The sequence below is a fragment of the Xanthobacter tagetidis genome (assembly GCF_003667445.1).
Classification (GTDB): Bacteria; Pseudomonadota; Alphaproteobacteria; order Rhizobiales; family Xanthobacteraceae; genus Xanthobacter; species Xanthobacter tagetidis.
The window spans coordinates 18424-35743 of sequence record NZ_RCTF01000010.1 but is presented as its reverse complement, the minus strand read 5'-3'; the positions used below and the strand labels follow the sequence as shown (position 1 = coordinate 35743).

Below are 17320 nucleotides of genomic sequence, written 5' to 3'. Positions count from 1 at the left end.
CCATGGGCGTGAAGCATTTCGGCGCCCGCGTCGCGCGCCTGGAGGACCCCGCGCTCCTCACTGGTCGCGGGCGCTATGTGGACGACGTGAATATCCCGGGCATGCTGCACGCCTGCTTTGTGCGCTCGCCCCACGGCCATGCGCTGATCCAGTCCATCGACGCCGGTGCGGCGCGGCAGATGCCGGGCGTCCACGCCGTGCTGACAGCCGACGACCTGCCGGCCCCCATGGCCGGCGCGCGCATGCCGATGCTGGTGCCGAACGCGGCCATCGCGGCGCTGCGCACGCAGCACTGCCTCGCCCGCGACGAGGTCTGTTATGTGGGCCAGACCGTGGCGGTGGTGATCGCCGAGAGCCGGTATCTCGCCGAGGACGCGGTGGCGATGGTGGAGGTGGACTACGATCCGCTGCCCGCCGTGAGCGATTGCCGCGCCGCCCTGGAGCCGGGTGCGCCGACGGCGCACCGGGACCTGCCGGACAATCTCGCCTCGGCCTTCCGCCAGTCCTTTGGCGACGTGGATGCCGCGTTCGCCGGCGCGCCGCATGTGTTCAGGGAGAGCCTGTTCCAGCACCGGGGCGGGGGCATGGCGCTGGAGACGCGGGGCGTCGTCGCCCATCACGATCGGATCACCGATCTGCTCACGGTGTGGTCCGCCACCCAGACGCCCCATATCGGGCGACGCATGATCGCCGATCTGCTCGGACGCAGTCCGGAACGCATCCGCGTCATCGCGCCGGATGTGGGCGGAGGCTTCGGGCCTAAGGCCATCTTCTATGCCGAGGAGGCGGTGATCGCCGCCGCGGCGCTGCTGCTCGGCACGCCGGTGAAGTGGATCGAGGACCGGCGCGAGCACTTCCTCGCCGCCACCCAGGAGCGCGACCAGCATTGGGATGTGGAGATCGCCGTCGAGGCGGACGGCCGCATTCGCGGTGTGCGCGGGAGCTTGATCCACGACACCGGCGCGTTCGTGCCGTGGGGCGTCATCATGCCCTACATCGCCTCCGCCACCATGCCGGGTCCCTATGTGCTGCCGGCCTATCAGCTGGACGTGAAGGTGGCCCTCACCAATAAGGTGGCCACCACCCCGGTGCGCGGCGCCGGCCGGCCGCAGGCCGTTTTCGCCATGGAGCGCCTTATGGACCGGGTGGCGCAGGGGCTGGGGATCGACCCGGCCGAGGTGCGCCGGCGCAACTTCATCCAGCCCGAGCAGATGCCGTATGCGGTGGGCCTGATCTTCCGGGATGGCAAGCCGCTGGTCTATGACAGCGGGGATTATCCCAAGGCTCAGGCCGAGGCGCTGACGCTTGCCGATCACGCCGGCTTCCCGGCGCGCAAGGCGGCGGCGCTGAAGGCCGGCCGCCATATCGGCATCGGCATCGCCAATTACGTCGAAGGGACCGGCCTCGGTCCGTTCGAGGGCGTGACGGTGCGGGTCCAGCAGAACGGCAAGGTGCTGGTCGCCACCGGCGCCACCAATCAGGGCCAGGGCACCCGCACCACGCTCTCGCAGATCATCTCCGACCGGCTGGGCTGCCGCATCGAGGACATCGAGATGAGCATCGGCGACACCGCCGCCATTGCCAACGGCGTGGGCGCCTTCGCCAGCCGGCAGGCAGTGAATGCCGGCTCTTCGGCGGCCATGGCGGCGGAGGTGGTGCGGGCCCGCGTGGTGCAACTCGCCGCAAGGGCGCTCGGCGTGCCGGAGGCCGAAGTTGCGATCGAGGACGGCAAGGCCATCGCCCAGAGCGGCAACCGTCCCGAGATCGGCTTCGGTGACCTGGCGCGGCTCTCCCAGGGCATGCCCGGCTTCTCCATGGCTGCCGGCGACATGCCGGGGCTGGAGCACACCGCCTATTTTACGCCGCCCCAGGCCTCCTATTGCAGCGGCACCCACGTGGTCGAGGCGGAGGTGGACATCATGACCGGCGGCGTGCGGCTGCTGACCTACAGCGTGGCGCATGACAGCGGCACCATCATCAATCCGCTCATCGTCGATGGGCAGGTCCAGGGCGGGGTCGCCCACGGCATCGGTAACGCGCTGATGGAATTCATGAAATACGACGAGAATGCGCAGCCGGTGACGACCACTTTCGCCGACTACCTCATGCCCATGGCGACCGATGTGCCCACGTGCCGGATCGCCCATGTGGAAAGTCCATCGCCGCTGAACCCGCTGGGGGTGAAGGGGGCGGGCGAGGGCGGGACCATTCCCGCGGCGGCGGCCATCGTGGCCGCCGTCGAGGATGCGCTCTCGCCGTTCGGCATCCGCTTTTCCGAAACCCCGCTTACCCCCGAGCGCATCGTCGAGGCGCTGACGGTGGCGGGCGCCTACAAGAGGGCTGCATCATGAGCGGCAAGGGCGAGAGCCTCGGCACGGTCCAGCGCGTGGTGGAGATCCTGCGCCACATGGCCGAGCGGGGCGAGACCACCATCAAGGATCTTTCCGCCGCGCTCGGCCTCGTGCCGAGCACCTGCCACCGGATGCTCGACCTGCTGGCGCGTGAGGGACTGGTGGAGCGCAATGCGGCGCGGCGCAGCTATCGGGTGGGGCCCGAATTCTTCCGGCTTTCGGCGCTCGTGCAGACCCATCTCGACGTGCGCAGCCTCGCCCGGCCGTTTTTGGAGCAGGTGGTGGCGGCCTGCGACGAGACCTGCGTGCTCAGCCTCTATCTGCCGGCGGAAGGCCACATGGTGTTCGCCGAGAAATGCGACTCGAGCCAGCTCCTGCGCTACCAGCTGGCGCTCAACACGCCGCTGCCGGTGGCCTGGGGCGCGAGCGGGCGCTCGATCCTTGCTTTCCTGCCCGAGGAGGAACGCCGGCGCCTGTTCGAGGCGACGGGGGCCGCACCGGCCACCGGGCAGACCGTGTCGTCCTTCGCCGCACTGGAAGCGGACCTCGCCGAGGTGCGTCGGCGCGGCTACGCCCTCACCCACGGCCAGAAGATCGCCGGCGCGGTGGGCATCAGCGCGCCGGTGTTCGACGCTCGGGGCGCCGTGATCGGAAGCCTGGGCGTGACCGTTCCCGAGCAGCGCATCGCCGAGGCCGACGAGGCGAAGCTCGCCGCGCTCGTGCGCAGCCATGCCGAGGCGCTCTCCCGTGCGCTCGGCGCCCCCGATCCGCTCGCCCTTCCGAACCAGGCCAGATCCGCATGAACGCGCCCGCTGCCAACCCTCCCGACACCCCGCAGGCGCGCGGCCCGCTGGGGCACCTGAGGGTGCTCGACCTGACGCAGTTCCTGTCCGGCCCATACGCCACGCAGATCCTCGGCGATCTCGGCGCCGAGGTCATCAAGGTGGAGGCGCCGGAGGGCGACATGACGCGCCGCCTGCCGCCATATTTCGTGGGCGAGGACAGTGCCTACTATCTCAGCGTCAACCGCAACAAGAAGAGCCTCGCGGTGGATCTGAAGTCCGAGGCCGGCCGCGCGCTGGTGCGCGACCTTGCCCGCGCCTGCGACGTGGTGGTGGAGAATTTCCGCCCCGGTGTCCTGGATCGCCTCGGCCTGTCCTATGCTCAGCTCTCCGCCGAGAAGCCGGACCTCGTCTGGTGCTCCATCAGCGGCTTCGGCCAGGACGGTCCCTATCGTGACCGGCCGGCCTACGATATGATCGTCCAGGCCATGTCGGGCGGCATGTCGCTGACCGGCGACGAAGACGGCCCCTCGGTGCGCTCCGGCATCCCGCTCGGCGACATCGCCGCCGGCATGTACGGCGTGATCGGCATCCTCGCCGCGCTCGCCGACCGAGACCGCAGCGGCAGGGGACGGGCGGTGGATATCGCCATGCTCGATTGCCAGATCGCCATGCTGAGCTATCAGGCGGCCTATTTCCTCGCCTCCGGCCATGTGCCGGGACGACAGGGCAGGGGACACGATTCCATTCCCACCTATCGCGCTTTCTCGTGCGCCGACGGCGCGGACGTGGTCATTACCGCCAACACCGAGCGCATGTGGCAGGCGCTGTGCGGCGTTCTCGGCAGACCGGAACTGGCGGACGATCCGCGCTTCTCGGTGAACGCCAGGCGCTACGAGAACCGCCTCGCCTTGTGGGAGATCGTGGAAGCTGCATTCCTCACGCGGCCGGCGGTGGAATGGGTGGAGGCACTGGTGGCCGCAGAAATCCCGGCCGCTGCGGTCAATACTCTCGACAGGAGCCTGTCCGACCCGCATGTGCGCCACCGCGGGATGGTCTTGGAGGCCGAGGGGCCGGGAGGAGAGGTGCTGCGGGTGGCCGGAAATCCGGTGAAGTTCGTCGGCGAGGCCGAGCCTCCAACCCAGTTTCCGCCGCGGCTCGGAGCCGACGAAGACTATGTGCTCGCCCGTATGCTGCAACTCCCCGCCGAGCGCATCGCGGCGCTGCGTGCTGCGGGGGTGATCGGGCGTCGCGGCACCGACGTCGGGCAGGCCGGTTCGCACCGGACGGGTGCGGCATGAGCGCCGGCGCGATCCTGAGCAGCCTGGACGGTGCGGTCGCGCGCCTCGTCATCGACCGGACGGAACGGGGCAATCTGCTCACCCTCGACATGGTCACAGCGCTGGCGGCCGCCATGCGCGCCGTGCCGGCCGATGCCAAGGCGGTCCATCTCTATGGCGTAGGGGCGGACTTCTGCCGCGGCCGCGATCCCGCCGGCAGTCCCGCGACGGCCACAGCGCTCGACGTCCGCGCGCGGCTGATCGAGCCGATCCTGTCGCTTTATGAGGCCATTGCCGCCTGCCCAATCCCGGTGGTGGCGAGCGTGAACGGCGCCGCCCGCGGGCTCGGTGCCGCGCTCGCGGGGGCTTGCGACGTCACCATCGCCTCCGCCACAGCGCGCTTCGCCCTGCCCGAGATGGAGAAAGACCTGCCGCCTACGCTCGCCATCTCGGCGCTCATGCGCCGCGTGCCGGCGAAGCCGCTGGCCTATCTGGTCCTGAGCCTGGACGAGATCGACGCGCAGACTGCGCGGGAGATCGGCCTCGTGAGCCACGTCGTGGAAGGCGACGCGGTTGCGGGTGCGCACCCTTTCCTTGCGACGCTGGCTGCGCGCTCGCGAACCGCGCTGGTCGCGGTGAAGGATTATCTGCGCGCGGCCCCAGAGATCGGCCCACAGCCGAGGCACGATCTCGCCGCAAATCTCCTGGCGTGCGTGCTCTCCTCGCGGGCGTCCTGAGACATGCTGCTCGAATTTCTTGAGGCGAACGGCGAGCGCATTGCCTTTCGCCGCGCGGGTGCCGGTCCTGCGGTGCTGCTGATCCACAGCCTCGGTACCCATGGAGGCCTGTGGGCGGGAACGCTCACTGCGCTGGCCGACAGGTTCAGCCTCGTCGCCATGGACTGCCGCGGCCATGGCGGCAGCACCAACCGCACCGGATTCTCGGTCGAGGCCGTGGCGCAGGACGCTCGCGCCCTCATGGAGCATCTCGGCTACGAGCGCTTTCATGTGGCGGGGATTTCCATGGGCGGGCTGATGGCGGTGCGGCTTGCCGCCTCGGCACCTGACCGCGTGGCCTCGCTGGTCCTCGCCGGGGCCTATGCCGGCGTCGGCGCCGCCGGACCGCCGCGCCTCGCCGCAACCCGCGCGCTGCTCGCCGACACCTCCATGGGGGCGTTTGGCGCGGCCTATGCCGCCGATACCTTGCTGCCGGCCAGCCCCGAGGTCGCCCGCGCGTTGGTGGCGGAGGCGATCGCGGGCATGTCGGCTGACGACTATCTGGACACGCTCGCAGCGATCCTCACCGCGGACGTCTCGGCTCTCCTGCCATCCATCGCGGCCCCGGCCCTGGTTCTGACGGGGCAGGAGGACCGGCGGGCTCCGGTGGAGGCCGGCCGGCGGCTTTCGGAGGACCTGCCTCAGGGATCGTTCGAGGTGATGCCGGGCGCAGGCCATCTGGCCCTGCTGGATCAGCCGGCCTCCTTCAACCGACGGCTTCTCGACTTCTTTACTCAAGCACGCTGAGTCCAGTCTCGACTGATGCTGACACCAGCACGATCAGCCTCCGCGTCCCATTCCCGCTCCCTCAGCCTCACGCCGTCGCTGTTCGCCAGCCGGTCCCCTGAGGATCAAAACCCAGCCGGGCCTGACTTATGACCGGCAGGAAAATGGGGGCACGTCAGTCGGAAAGGGAGATCGTGCTGGCATCCAGATGTGTTGGCACGACGCAGCGCCAACGATGATGCCAACAAATACGCTCGATGCCAGCAGACGCCAATCGACGTTCACCGACCGGGAAATGGTGCCGGCTGAGGGGATCGAACCCCCGACCTTCGGTTTACAAAACCGCTGCACTACCGCTGTGCTAAGCCGGCCCGGGCCGACACGTGGCGCACCCGAGGCGCACGTGCGGATATCGAGGCGGGGCACCCCGGCGGCCGCCTTTGGCCGCCGGCAGGGCTCTGCCTCGTGGGTCTTATTTCGTTCACCCGCCCGCGGGCGTCAAGCCGGGGACGGGCGCCCCCCGAAGAACGCCGAAACGAAAACGGCCCCGCCGGGACGGCGGGGCCGGGATTGTCATGAAGACGGCCCCGAGCGGGGGTCGGGGCCGTCCTGGGGCAGGGCAGCCCGCGTGCGGGCCGCCGGCGCCTCAGTGCCAGTGATCGATGTTGCGATCCTTGGTCTCGGGCACGAACAGAAGGCCGATGACGAAGGTCATGAGCGCGATCACGATCGGGTACCAGAGACCGAAATAGATGTCGCCGGTGGCCGCCACCATGGCGAAGGAGGTGGCCGGCAGCAGGCCGCCGAACCAGCCGTTGCCGATGTGGTAGGGCAGCGACATGGAGGTGTAGCGGATGCGCGCCGGGAACAGCTCGACGAGCGCCGCCGCGATCGGTCCGTACACCATGGTCACGAACAGGACCAGGACGAAGAGCAGCGCGATCACCGCCGCGACCTGCGGCGTGAAGATGTCGAACGGGTGGTTCATCTTCACCACGCCGGCGGTGGCGCCGGCCTTGGGATAGCCCGCCGTGTTGAGGGCGGCCGCGGCCTGCTTGGAGAAGTCAGCCGAATACGGCACCACCTGGTCGTTCACCTTGAGCTGCACCGGCGAACCGGCGGGGCCGGGCTCGGTCGTGTACTTCACCGACGACTTCGCGAGGAAGTCGCGGGCGAGGTCGCAGGGCTGGGTATAGATGCGGGTGCCGACCGGGTTGAACAGGCTGCCGCAGCCCGCCGGATCGGCCACCACCGTCACACGCACGTTCTGGATCGCCTTTTCCAGCGCCGGGTTGGCGTAGGTGGTGATCAGGTTGAACAGCGGGAAGTAGCTCGCGGCGGCGATGAGGCAGCCGGCGAGGATGATCGGCTTGCGGCCGATCTTGTCGGACAGCCAGCCGAAGAACACGAAGAACATCGTGCCGAACACCAGCGACCACGCGATCAGCAGGTTCGAGGTGTAGCCGTCGACCTTGAGGATCGATTGCAGGAAGAACAGGGCATAGAACTGGCCCGTGTACCAGACCACGCCCTGGCCGGCGACGAGGCCGAACAGTGCGAGCAGCACGAACTTCAGGTTCGACCACTCGCCGAAGGCCTCCTTCAGCGGCGCCTTCGAGGTGGTGCCCTCGTCCTTCATCTTCTGGAAGGTGGGGGACTCGGAGAGCTGCAGACGGATCCAGATGGACACGCCGAGCAGCGCGATCGAGACCAGGAACGGCACGCGCCAGCCCCATTCCTTGAACGCGTCCTCGCCCGTGATCGTGCGGGTGAAGAGGATGACGATCAGGGACAGGAACAGGCCGAGCGTCGCCGTGGTCTGGATCCAGGAGGTGTAGAAGCCGCGACGGCCGTGCGGCGCATGCTCCGCCACGTAGGTGGCCGCGCCGCCATACTCGCCGCCGAGCGCGAGGCCCTGGGCAAGGCGCAGGGCGATCAGGATGATCGGGGCGGCGATGCCGATGGAGGCTGCATTGGGCAGGATGCCGACGATGAAGGTCGACAGGCCCATGATGAGGATGGTGACGAGGAAGGTGTACTTGCGGCCGACGATGTCGCCCACGCGGCCGAACACGATGGCGCCGAACGGACGCACCAGGAAGCCGGCGGCGAAGGCCAGCAGCGCGAAGATGTCGCGTGTCGCCGGCGGATAGGCGGAGAAGAACTGCGCGCCGATGATCGCGGCGAGCGAGCCGTAGAGATAGAAATCGTACCACTCGAAGACGGTGCCGAGCGAGGACGCGAAGATGACCTTCTTCTCCTCCCGGCTCATGGGGCGGGTCGCCGGAGCGGCCGCAGCGGTTGCCACACTCATTTCACGTTTCCTCCAGACTTGAGTCCCGATGTGCCCGGCCGCACGGGGCGACCGGGAATGCCCGAACGGTGCGAACGGCGGCCGCCCACGCCGCTGCCTTCGGGCGCCGCCGGTGGCGCCCGTTCGCAAAATCAGCCGCCGAGCGGGCGCAAAGGTGCGGTTCGGACGCCGCGCGAACGCGACCCGATGCCCGGCTTGCGCGCCGGTCGGCTGAATTTTTCAAAGTCAGGGACGGCTGCGCGACGGGCCAAGGCTCCGCGGTGCGCCTCCAACTCCCGCCATGGCCGTCCGGCGGCCTCTTCGGATTGTCCAGGATTGCGCGCGTGCCCTGGGCACGGCGTTCGTGGCGTTTCCTCCGAGGTCTGTCCGGTCCCGGGTCTTGAAGCCCAGTTCGGCAGAAGGGCGCCCATGATCGAGACTCGATCCGGGACACCATGCGCTCACTTTGGCGGAGGTCGCACGCCATGGCGATTGGCAATTGGTCTTACGCGGATCGGCGCATGCACGCCGATTTTATGTTTACCTAGCGTCAGTTACGCTTGAGCGCCCGGCGCGCCATGCCGAGCGAGAGGGCCGCCGCGTTCGACACGTTCAGGCTCTTGATGACGCCCGGAAGGTCAATGCGCGCGAGCACGTCGCAGGTCTCGCGGGTCAGCTGCCTGAGGCCCTTGCCCTCGGCTCCGAGAACCAGCGCCAGGGGCGCCCGGAGGGGGGTGTCCTCAAGGTCGGCCGCACCCTCGCTGTCGAGGCCAACCACCAGCATGCCGTTGTCCTTGAGCTCGGTGAGCGCGCGGGAGAGGTTCTGCACCAGGCAGAACGGCACGTGCTCCAGGCCGCCGGAGGCGCTCTTCGCCAGCACGCCGGTGGCGGGCGGGCTGTGACGCGCAGTGGTGACGATGGCGCCCACCGCGAACGCCGCGGCCGAGCGCACGATGGCGCCCACATTGTGCGGGTCGGTGATCTGGTCGAGCACGAGCACCAGGTCCGCCTTGGCCACCTTGGACAAAGGCGGGGAGGGCAGGTGGTCCGCTTCCGCCAGCAGGCCCTGGTGGACCGCATCCGGACCCAGAAGCTTGTCGATTTCGGACGGGCGCACGACCTCGGGAGCGAGCGGCAGCGCGAGCCCTTCCTCGGCGAGGCGGTTCACCGCATTCTCGGTGGCGAGGATGCGCCGGAAACGCCTTTTGGGATTGGCGAGCGCCTCGGCGACCGTGTGCCAGCCATAGAGCAGGGCCACATCGTCTGCGCCCTCCCACGGCGGCGGCCGGCCGCCCTTGGGCCGGCGCGGCGGAAAGGCGGGCCGCCCGCCGGGGCGGCCGGCAAAGGGGGGGCGGGCGCCGGGGCGGCGCGGCTCGCGGGGAGGGCGATCGTTCATAAGCGAGGCTTTGTCAGAGCCAGCGCGCGGACGCAAGGGCGCTCGTGCCGTCTCCCGCCGGAACTGGCCGTCCGGGGGCAGAGATGTCGCCGTCGCGGCGAAGCCGGCTTTGCGCGCCGGTCCGCATCCCGGCCCGGGTCGCCGGGCCATCCACAGCCCGTGGCCGCGGCCGCTTCCCGGGGCGAGATTTCCGGTTGACTTGCACCGCTTGGTTTCACATAAAGCCGCTCCTTGGCGGGGATTTGAGCGCAACGCTCGCGCCCCTAAGGCTCGATGGCGCCATTCCCATCACCGGCCGAACTGCCAGGCTCCTTCCCGTCATGCAGGAAGGTGAGATGGACGACGGGCGTCGTTTGGAGGGGTGCCCGAGTGGTTAAAGGGGACGGACTGTAAATCCGTTGGCTCTGCCTACGTTGGTTCGAATCCAACCCCCTCCACCACCCGTCGTTCGCGCACGCAAAGGCGCCGCCAGCCGCAATCGGCGGCCGCCGGTCTCGGGCAGGCCGGCGCCTTGCTCATGCCCGTCGCGATGGACCGCCCATGGCGCTTTGCCGGTGAATCGGGTTCCGTTCGCGGTGCTGCCGGTGGCCACGGTGCCCGCCGGGTTACGCGCCACGGCGCACCGGCGCGCCATCCCGTTGTCGCCTTGCCCCGGCCTCGCGGCGGCGCCGACGCTGCCGGTGGCCGATCCACTGCCGGGCGTCTTCCACCTGCCGGGGCGCTGTGTTAAGCGTCGGCCCGATGCGGGTGTAGCTCAATGGTAGAGCAGCAGCCTTCCAAGCTGAATACGAGGGTTCGATTCCCTTCACCCGCTCCAGTTTTTCTGGATGCCCATCCCGTCGGCATCCGATGATCCGCGCCCCTGCCTTCGCCGGAATTCGCTTCCGCGCAAGGGCCTTGGCCTATATAGTCCGGGCGTTCTCGACATCGAAAGGGCTGGCGGATGCTCAGCCGGGACGAGCATGACAGGATCGTGCGAAGCCTGTATGCCGCCGCCGCGGGCGATGCGGACTGGCGCGATGTCCTCGCTTTGGTCGCCGATCGCCTGGGTCATGGTGCCGGGGTGCTTGCAACGCGCGGCTCCGGCGGCCTGAAGGCCGTGGCGCATGGCCGCGACGACCAGTTCGCTGATGGATACTATGCCAGCGAAACCTTCCGCGCGGACCCGCGGTCGGCCATCCATATGGCGGTCAAGCCCGGTGCGGTCTATCACGACACAGATCTCTACGACGTCGAGGCCATGCTGCGCGACGTCCGCGTGCGCAACTCGATCGAGATGATCGGAGTCGCCCATCAGATGGGCCTGGTGATCCGTCTGACACATGGTGAGGTCGGCTGGTTCACGCTGCTCAGCACCGAAGCCGAGGGCACGCCCGACGACGAGGCCGTGCAGGCGTTCCGCCGGCTGGCGCCGCACATCGAGCAGGCGTGCGCGCTCGCCGGGATCATCGAGCGCGGGGCCACATGTCAGGCCATGCTGATGGACGCGATGGCCGCACGGGCCGACGGAATGATCCTGCTCGATGCGGCGGGCCAGCCGGCTTTCGTCAATGACGGGGCGCAGGCGATCCTCGCCGCGGACGATGGTCTGGCGTGGCGCTCGGGCAGTTTTCGCACGGCACGGGCGGCTGAGACACGCCGCCTGCTGGGGGCGATCCGCACGGCGTTGGCTTGCGGCGCGCAGGCGGGGGCGCGCGGCGTGCGCGCGGTCGACGTCGGAACGGCGATGCCAGGCGGCCAGATGGCGATTACGCGGCCTTCCGGCCGCCGGTCCTATGTGGTGCGCATCCTGCCCGCGCCGCGGGTGGAACGATTTCTGTCGCGCTTCGGCTTCGCCTGCATCCTTCATATCCACGATCTCGGCGCCGAGCGGGTGCCCGATCACGGCCTGCTGGTGGCGGCATTCGGACTGACGGGCCGCGAAGCCGACCTTGCTGTCGCGCTGGTGCGGTTCAGCGGGCTTCCCGCTGCGGCGGTCGCTGCGGACATGGCGCACAATACCGCTCGCAACCATCTCCAGGCCATTTTCCGCAAATGCGGCGTTGCCACCCAGGCGGAGGCGGTCGCGTTGTTCGGGCGCCTGGGCTGACCCGCGCACCAGCCAAATGAACGTATCGGGCCACGACTGGTCCGATCGGACCAGTCGTGGCCCGATACGGCGCTTGCCCGAGGCCGAAATTCCATGCGTTATGGCCATGTTACCGCTGAAGATGTGTTCGGGTCACCCGCGCATTCAGGGCGGCAGTGCCGGGGAATGCCGGTCCTCCGCCGCGCAAGGACTGGCCGCGCCGTTCATCCTGGTTCGAGGCACCCCGAGTTCGCAGGCCAGTGTCTGCGTCTGCGCCCGCTGATGATCGTTTGATTGGGGTTCGGATACGAAGCCGGCAGTTTATTTTCTTGAATTTTGATATCAAAATTTATCTCCCGTCTTTGCGGAGACAAGAGTAAAAGAATAATTTTGTATTGCGGACGATATTTCCGGTGAATCTGACTGCCGATTTGGATGTTATCATGTTGAAGTCTGAATAAAATATACAGTCAAATGTGTTCGTGCCGTTCACCTGTCGACGCGTCAGGATCGATTCATGTCGCGAGCATCGCTTCACGCCGCTTTTGTCGCCGTCCTCCTCCTCGGGCCGCCGGGCATCGCCGCCGGCCAGCCGGCGCCACCGCCGTTGATCGGCCTTGGCGACGCGGTCGTCGCCGGTTTCGCCGGCACCGTCGTGCCGGACCCCACGCAGCCCCGGCTTCCAGGACGAAGCGTTGCGGACCTCACCTTCATCGATCCGGACGGGGCCTCGGCCCGCATTCTGAACATCGGCAATGCCGGCGCGCCCTGGAATGCCGCCGTCATGTCCGCCCCGAGCCGGCTCGACATCCCGGCCAGAACCATCGGCCAGGTCTTCGGCGTGGCGCTCGACGATGCGCCGGCGCCGAACGCATATCTTGCAGCCACGTCCGCCTTCGGTCTCGCGATCGTCGGCCGGGGGCCTGCCGGCTCTCCCGAGCGCCGACGGCAGGGCGGGCCGGGAACCTCCTGGATGGCCGGCCAGTTCGGACTTGAGCTCTCCGGCGGGCCGGGAAGCATCTATCGGGTGGACGGCGTGACCGGCGCCGTCACCCTGTTCGCTGAGGTGATGCTGAACGGAGCGGCCAATCCGGCGGCCGGGCTCGGCAATCTCGCCTACGATGCCGCTTCTCGCCAGCTCTTCGTTCCCGACCTCCACACCGGCATGATCCACCGGCTCTCCGTCGAGAGTGGCGCCGAGCCCGGCCCTGCCTTCGACCATGGCGTCCAGGGACGCAGCGCAGCCGGCCTGCCGCCGGTCGCGTTCGACCCGGCGGCGCGGCCCAACATCGCCAGTGCACGCTTCAAGGTGGATGATCCGAGCACCTGGGGCTTCGCGCCGCCCGCGCGCCGGGTGTTCGCGGTCGCCGTGCGAGATGGGCGGCTGTTCTATTCTGTGAACAACGGCGCGGACGCCGAGGCCCCGCAAGTCTGGTCCGTCGGGCTCACGCGCGAGGGTGGCTTCGGAGACGACGCGCGGATCGAACTCACGCTGCCCGCCGCGCCGGGTCCCTATCCGGTGACGGATATCGTCTTCTCGCACCGGGGCGCCATGATCCTCGCCCAGCGGGCGCCTCTTGCCGCGAGCTGGGACTTTTCGACGTTCACCCGGCCCGGCGAACCGCGCGTGCTGCGCTATGTGCTCGAGACGCCGGACGATCCGGCAACCCCCAGCCGCTGGGTTCGCGAGCCGGAGGAATATGCCGTCGGGTTTGCCGGCACCTTCCGCAATGCCAATGGCGGCGTGGACCTCGGCTACGGATACGGGCCGGACGGCATGCGCGTCACCAGCGCGGGCTGCGAGTCCACGCTCTGGGCCACCGGCCAGAAGCTTCGGGACGCGCCGGCCCTGCGCGACCGTCTGGAGCGCGGCGGACCGCTCCTGGTGGACGGACTCCAGGCGAGCCCCGCCGGACAGGTGCGCAGCTTCAACGCACCGCCGGAAACCACCTATTTCGTGGATTATGACGGCCGTCCCGCCGGTCCGGGAGATGCCGGCCACATGGGCGGCGTGCGCATCCGCAAGGCGCCCTGCGCGCCGCCCGCGGCCTGGTATGGCGGGCCTCTGTATCCCTATGCGCCGCCTTATGTGGTCGTGGTCTCGGACCCTCCGTTCTGGCCTCCGGGCGTCTGCCCGCCGGGCGCGGGCTGGGGAGGACCGTTCGGGGGGTGCGGGGGCATCGACGGCGGCTGCCCGTGGGGCGTCGGGCCGGGCGGATGGTGCGGCCCGATCGTGATCGACTGCAAGATCAACCCCGATCCCAAGCTCTGCCCGCTGCCGCCGGTGGATTTGAAGCTTGAGAAGACCGTCGCCGGCGAACCGAAATACGATCCCGGGACCGGACTCTGGACCATCGCCTTCACCCTCACGGTCAGCAATGCCGGCGCGCCCTTCGCCCCCGGCGCCAGCATCGTCATCTCCGATCCCGTGCCTACGGGCATGACCTTCACGAGCGCCACCGGCACCGGCTGGCTGTGCATTCCGGCGCCGCCCCTGTCGTCCGGAAACCTCAACTGCCGGCACAATTTCGGCCCCGGATTCCTGGCCGCGGGCGCGAGCGTCGCCCCGCTCACCGTCACCGCCACCGTCAAGGAGCCGGGCAAGTATGAGAATTGCGGCACGGCGGGCCTGTGGCCCGGCGCACCCTATTTCGAGGCCAGCCTCGACAACAACAAGGCCTGCGCCACGGTGGAGGTGAAGAAGCTGCCGGTGGACGTCGCCATCAAGAAAACCGGCAAGACGACGGCCGGCTCCGGTGGGCCGGTGGGCGAAACCGCGACCGGCTTGAGCTACACCCTCGCCGTCACCAATGTGGGCCCCGGCTTCGCCGGCGCGGGCGCGATCACGGTGACCGACGTGGTGCCGGCAGGCATCACCTTCACCGCCATCACCGCGCCGTCGGACTGGACCTGTACCCCGGCCCCCATCGCCGCGGGCGCCACGCTCACCTGCACCTATAACGGCACCGGTCCGTCGGCGCCCGGGGACTCGCTGGGCGCGATCGGCATCACCGCGACCGCCACCGGCAGCGGCCCGTGGGAGAATTGCACGAACGCGGCGATCGCCCCCGCCACCGGGACGGACGCCAATCTCGACGACAACAAGTCCTGCGTGACGCTCAAGAAAGACGACGAGTTCGACGATCCGGACGACCCGCCGCCGGTGCCGAAGATGTGCGGCGTCAACGTGATCTTCGTGGTGGACGAATCCGGCAGCGTCGGCAGCGCGGCGGGACAGGTCACCTCGGCGCTCACCAATGCGGCCTCGATCCTCAACACCAACGGCGCCCAGGCGGCGGTGATCCACTTCTCCGACGCCGCGCAATTGGTACAGCCCATGTCCACCAGCACGTGGGGTTCCATCGCCTCCGGCTACGCGCCCGTGGGCGGCACCAACTGGGAGGCGGGGCTCGCCGCGGCCGCCGCGCTCCTGCCCGGGCCGCCGCCCGGCACCATCGTGGTCTTCATCACCGACGGGGTGCCCAATGCCGCCCTCGATGGCTCCGGCAGCACCTTCTACACGGACTCGGTCACCGCCACGAACGAGGCCATTCCGGTGGTGAACCAGATCTATGCCGCCGGCGTGCCGGTGATCGGCATCGGCATCGGCAGCGTATCAACCCACCTCAACGCGCTGCTCGGCGGCAACGTGCAGATGACCACATTCGGCGGTCTCTCGGGCGCGCTGACCGGGCTCGCCAAGCAGCTGTGCCCCTCGCTCTATCTGTCGAAGAGCATCTCGCCCAGCTACATCAATCTGCACGATACGCCCAACGTGACCGAGGTGACGGTGACGCTCTCGCTCACCAACACTGCCGGCAACCTCACCAATGTGGTGGTCCAGGACGATTTGCCGAGCCAGCTCACCACCCCCACCATCGTCTCCACCTCCGCCACCCCGCCTTCCAGCGCCGTCGCCGGCGACCCGGTGGTGTGGACCATCCCCGCCATGGCGCAGGGCGACACCGCGACGCTCACCTTCAAGGTGACGCTCGCGCCCTCCGCGGCCATCCCCACCGACGGGTCATGGTTGTGCTACAACAATTTCGCGCAGGTCACGGCGGTGGGATCGGGCACCGTCGGCTCGGTGCCGAACAACATGGCCAATGCCGAGACCGGCCCGGTGCACGAGTCCGACGAGGCCCGCGCCCGGGTGTGCCTGCGCAATTACGACCCGCCGGACCCGGTGCCCTGCACCACGCCCTATCTGTGGGTGAAGAAGTCGCCGCTCAACGAGGTGTGCCGGCCGCCGGTCCAGGGGGTCGAGAGTGCCCTGCCGTGCAAGTTCACGGTGACGGTGACGGCGCAGTGCACCAATTTCAGCGGGCCGGTGCTGTTTGGCGACGGCCTGTTCTCCGGATCGTCGCCGAACCCGATCCCCATCGCCTCCATCACATCGAATCCGCCGGTGAACTGCACCTGGACTTCGGGCTCGCCGTCCACCTGCGCGGACCCCAGTGTCAGCCTCGCCCTCGGCCAGTCGATCACCTTCACGGTGACGCTCGGCGGGCCGATCCCGGCGGGGACCTACCGGAACTGCTTCGTTGCCGACGGCAAGACCCCCGTGCCGACGACCTATCCGGCAGCTTATGCGGACGTGAATCCGGGCACGAGCCCGAGCGGCGGCCAGTGGGGGCACTGTGCCAATTTCGTCGTCGCGGAGCCGGCCCCCGCCATTGCCGGCTGCCCACCGGGGCAGTCGCGGGTGGACGGAAAGTGCGTTCGCGTCGCTCCACCTCCGCCTCCGCCGCCGGTACTCTGCCCCTCCGGCACCCAGCTGCGCTTCGGCACCTGCGTGAAGGTGGACGCCTGTGCGCCGCCCCGGGTGCCAGGCCCCACCGGCGCCTGCGCCTGCCCGCCCGGCACCCTGGAGCGCGGCCGCGATTGCGTGAAGGCGCCGGCCTGCCCACCGCCGCAGGTGCTGACTGCGAAAGGATGCGAATGTCCTCAGGGGACCGTCCTGCGGGGCCGTGCCTGCGTGAACGTGCCCGCCTGCGCCGCGCCGCGGGTGCTCGGTCCGCAGGGCAATTGCGACTGTCCGATCGGTACCCGCGCCCGCGGACGCGAGTGCGTGCGCATCCCGTCCTGCGCACCGCCACGCATCGCCACGGCGTCCGGCGGCTGCCGCTGTCCCGAAGGCCTGATCGAGCGCGGCGGCGCCTGCGTGAGACCGCCGCCTGCCTGTGCCAAGCCGCGGATCGTCAACCCGGCCGGCCAATGCGTCTGCCCTCCCGGCCTGGAACAGCGCGGCGGCGCGTGCGTGAAGCCGGTGCCGGAAACGGTCCGCTGCACGCCGCCGGCCTTTCCCGACCGCAGCGGCAGAAGCTGCCTGTGCCCGCAGAACATGCGCAGCACGGGCCGGAGCTGCGTGCCGATCCCGGGGCGGCAGGGACCGGATGTTCCGCGGGGCTCGGCCGTGCCGTTTCGCTAGAGCACGCGCCGATCATCTTGCACCGCAAGCTGACCGGACAACGCGTTCTCTCCCAAAAATTTAGAGGGCGATTCACCGATCTGATTGTTTCAATTTGATCGGATCGCACTCCAGACGAGGCCGCAAAAGGCAAGCCCATGCGGGCGAATGCCATCAGAAAAGGGCAGGGGGTGTTTGTTGACGCTCGCCAACCCTGCTAAACCGCTGCCGGACATAG

At 69.0% G+C, this 17320-nt stretch carries 9 protein-coding genes and 3 tRNA genes; 9 read left to right on the top strand and 3 right to left on the bottom strand.

Going from position 1 to position 17320, the window contains the following annotated elements:
• Positions 1-2 precede the first annotated feature (2 nt).
• The 5 genes from D9R14_RS13150 to D9R14_RS13130 are packed head-to-tail and all read left to right on the top strand — an operon-like array spanning position 3 to position 5936.
• Positions 3-2351, top strand: coding sequence for a xanthine dehydrogenase family protein molybdopterin-binding subunit (locus tag D9R14_RS13150; protein WP_121623790.1), 2349 nt, complete (start codon positions 3-5; stop codon positions 2349-2351).
• The gene (locus D9R14_RS13145; protein ID WP_121623789.1) at positions 2348-3154 is read left to right on the top strand and encodes an IclR family transcriptional regulator; all 807 of its coding nucleotides are present in this window, start codon (positions 2348-2350) and stop codon (positions 3152-3154) included. Before D9R14_RS13150 ends, D9R14_RS13145 begins: the two co-directional genes overlap by 4 nt.
• Positions 3151-4434 (top strand): CaiB/BaiF CoA transferase family protein, encoded by a 1284-nt coding sequence (locus tag D9R14_RS13140; protein WP_121623788.1) that lies wholly within the window; start codon positions 3151-3153, stop codon positions 4432-4434. Before D9R14_RS13145 ends, D9R14_RS13140 begins: the two co-directional genes overlap by 4 nt.
• Positions 4431-5150 (top strand): enoyl-CoA hydratase/isomerase family protein, encoded by a 720-nt coding sequence (locus D9R14_RS13135; RefSeq protein ID WP_121623787.1) that lies wholly within the window; start codon positions 4431-4433, stop codon positions 5148-5150. Before D9R14_RS13140 ends, D9R14_RS13135 begins: the two co-directional genes overlap by 4 nt.
• A gap of 3 nt (positions 5151-5153) precedes the next feature.
• Positions 5154-5936 carry an alpha/beta fold hydrolase gene (locus D9R14_RS13130; protein WP_121623786.1) on the top strand — a complete coding sequence of 261 codons (783 nt, stop codon included), beginning with the start codon at positions 5154-5156 and terminating at the stop codon, positions 5934-5936.
• Positions 5937-6211: 275 nt separating this feature from the next.
• Here the strand turns inward: D9R14_RS13130 and D9R14_RS13125 are convergent.
• The 3 genes from D9R14_RS13125 to D9R14_RS13115 all read right to left on the bottom strand — a co-directional run bounded on the left by D9R14_RS13125 (position 6212) and on the right by D9R14_RS13115 (position 9604).
• Positions 6212-6286 (bottom strand) — tRNA-Thr (locus D9R14_RS13125).
• Positions 6287-6561: 275 nt separating this feature from the next.
• Entirely contained in the window at positions 6562-8229 is a 1668-nt protein-coding gene (locus D9R14_RS13120) for an MFS transporter (RefSeq protein ID WP_121623785.1), read from the bottom strand.
• Between the two features lie 529 nt (positions 8230-8758).
• The gene (locus tag D9R14_RS13115) at positions 8759-9604 is read right to left on the bottom strand and encodes a TrmH family RNA methyltransferase (protein ID WP_170168608.1); all 846 of its coding nucleotides are present in this window, start codon (positions 9602-9604) and stop codon (positions 8759-8761) included.
• Positions 9605-9959: 355 nt separating this feature from the next.
• Between D9R14_RS13115 and D9R14_RS13110 the strand changes: the two genes are divergently transcribed.
• The 4 genes from D9R14_RS13110 (at position 9960) to D9R14_RS13095 (ending at position 17103) form a co-directional block, all read left to right on the top strand.
• Positions 9960-10044 (top strand) — tRNA-Tyr (locus tag D9R14_RS13110).
• 303 nt (positions 10045-10347) lie between these two features.
• A tRNA-Gly gene (locus tag D9R14_RS13105) sits at positions 10348-10421 on the top strand.
• 126 nt (positions 10422-10547) lie between these two features.
• A complete protein-coding gene (locus tag D9R14_RS13100; RefSeq protein WP_121623784.1) occupies positions 10548-11693 on the top strand; it encodes a helix-turn-helix transcriptional regulator in 1146 nt (381 codons plus the stop codon).
• Between the two features lie 496 nt (positions 11694-12189).
• Entirely contained in the window at positions 12190-17103 is a 4914-nt protein-coding gene (locus tag D9R14_RS13095; RefSeq protein ID WP_121623783.1) for a VWA domain-containing protein, read from the top strand.
• Positions 17104-17320 lie beyond the last annotated feature (217 nt).

Excerpts from the sequence above, each read along its gene's own strand:
- D9R14_RS13150 (WP_121623790.1), top strand. The coding sequence starts at position 3 with ATGGGCGTGAAGCATTTCGGCGCCCGCGTCGCGCGCCTGGAGGACCCC.
- D9R14_RS13145 (WP_121623789.1), top strand. The coding sequence starts at position 2,348 with ATGAGCGGCAAGGGCGAGAGCCTCGGCACGGTCCAGCGCGTGGTGGAG.
- D9R14_RS13140 (WP_121623788.1), top strand. The coding sequence starts at position 3,151 with ATGAACGCGCCCGCTGCCAACCCTCCCGACACCCCGCAGGCGCGCGGC.
- D9R14_RS13135 (WP_121623787.1), top strand. The coding sequence starts at position 4,431 with ATGAGCGCCGGCGCGATCCTGAGCAGCCTGGACGGTGCGGTCGCGCGC.
- D9R14_RS13130 (WP_121623786.1), top strand. The coding sequence starts at position 5,154 with ATGCTGCTCGAATTTCTTGAGGCGAACGGCGAGCGCATTGCCTTTCGC.
- D9R14_RS13120 (WP_121623785.1), bottom strand. The coding sequence starts at position 8,229 with ATGAGTGTGGCAACCGCTGCGGCCGCTCCGGCGACCCGCCCCATGAGC.
- D9R14_RS13115 (WP_170168608.1), bottom strand. The coding sequence starts at position 9,604 with ATGAACGATCGCCCTCCCCGCGAGCCGCGCCGCCCCGGCGCCCGCCCC.
- D9R14_RS13100 (WP_121623784.1), top strand. The coding sequence starts at position 10,548 with ATGCTCAGCCGGGACGAGCATGACAGGATCGTGCGAAGCCTGTATGCC.
- D9R14_RS13095 (WP_121623783.1), top strand. The coding sequence starts at position 12,190 with ATGTCGCGAGCATCGCTTCACGCCGCTTTTGTCGCCGTCCTCCTCCTC.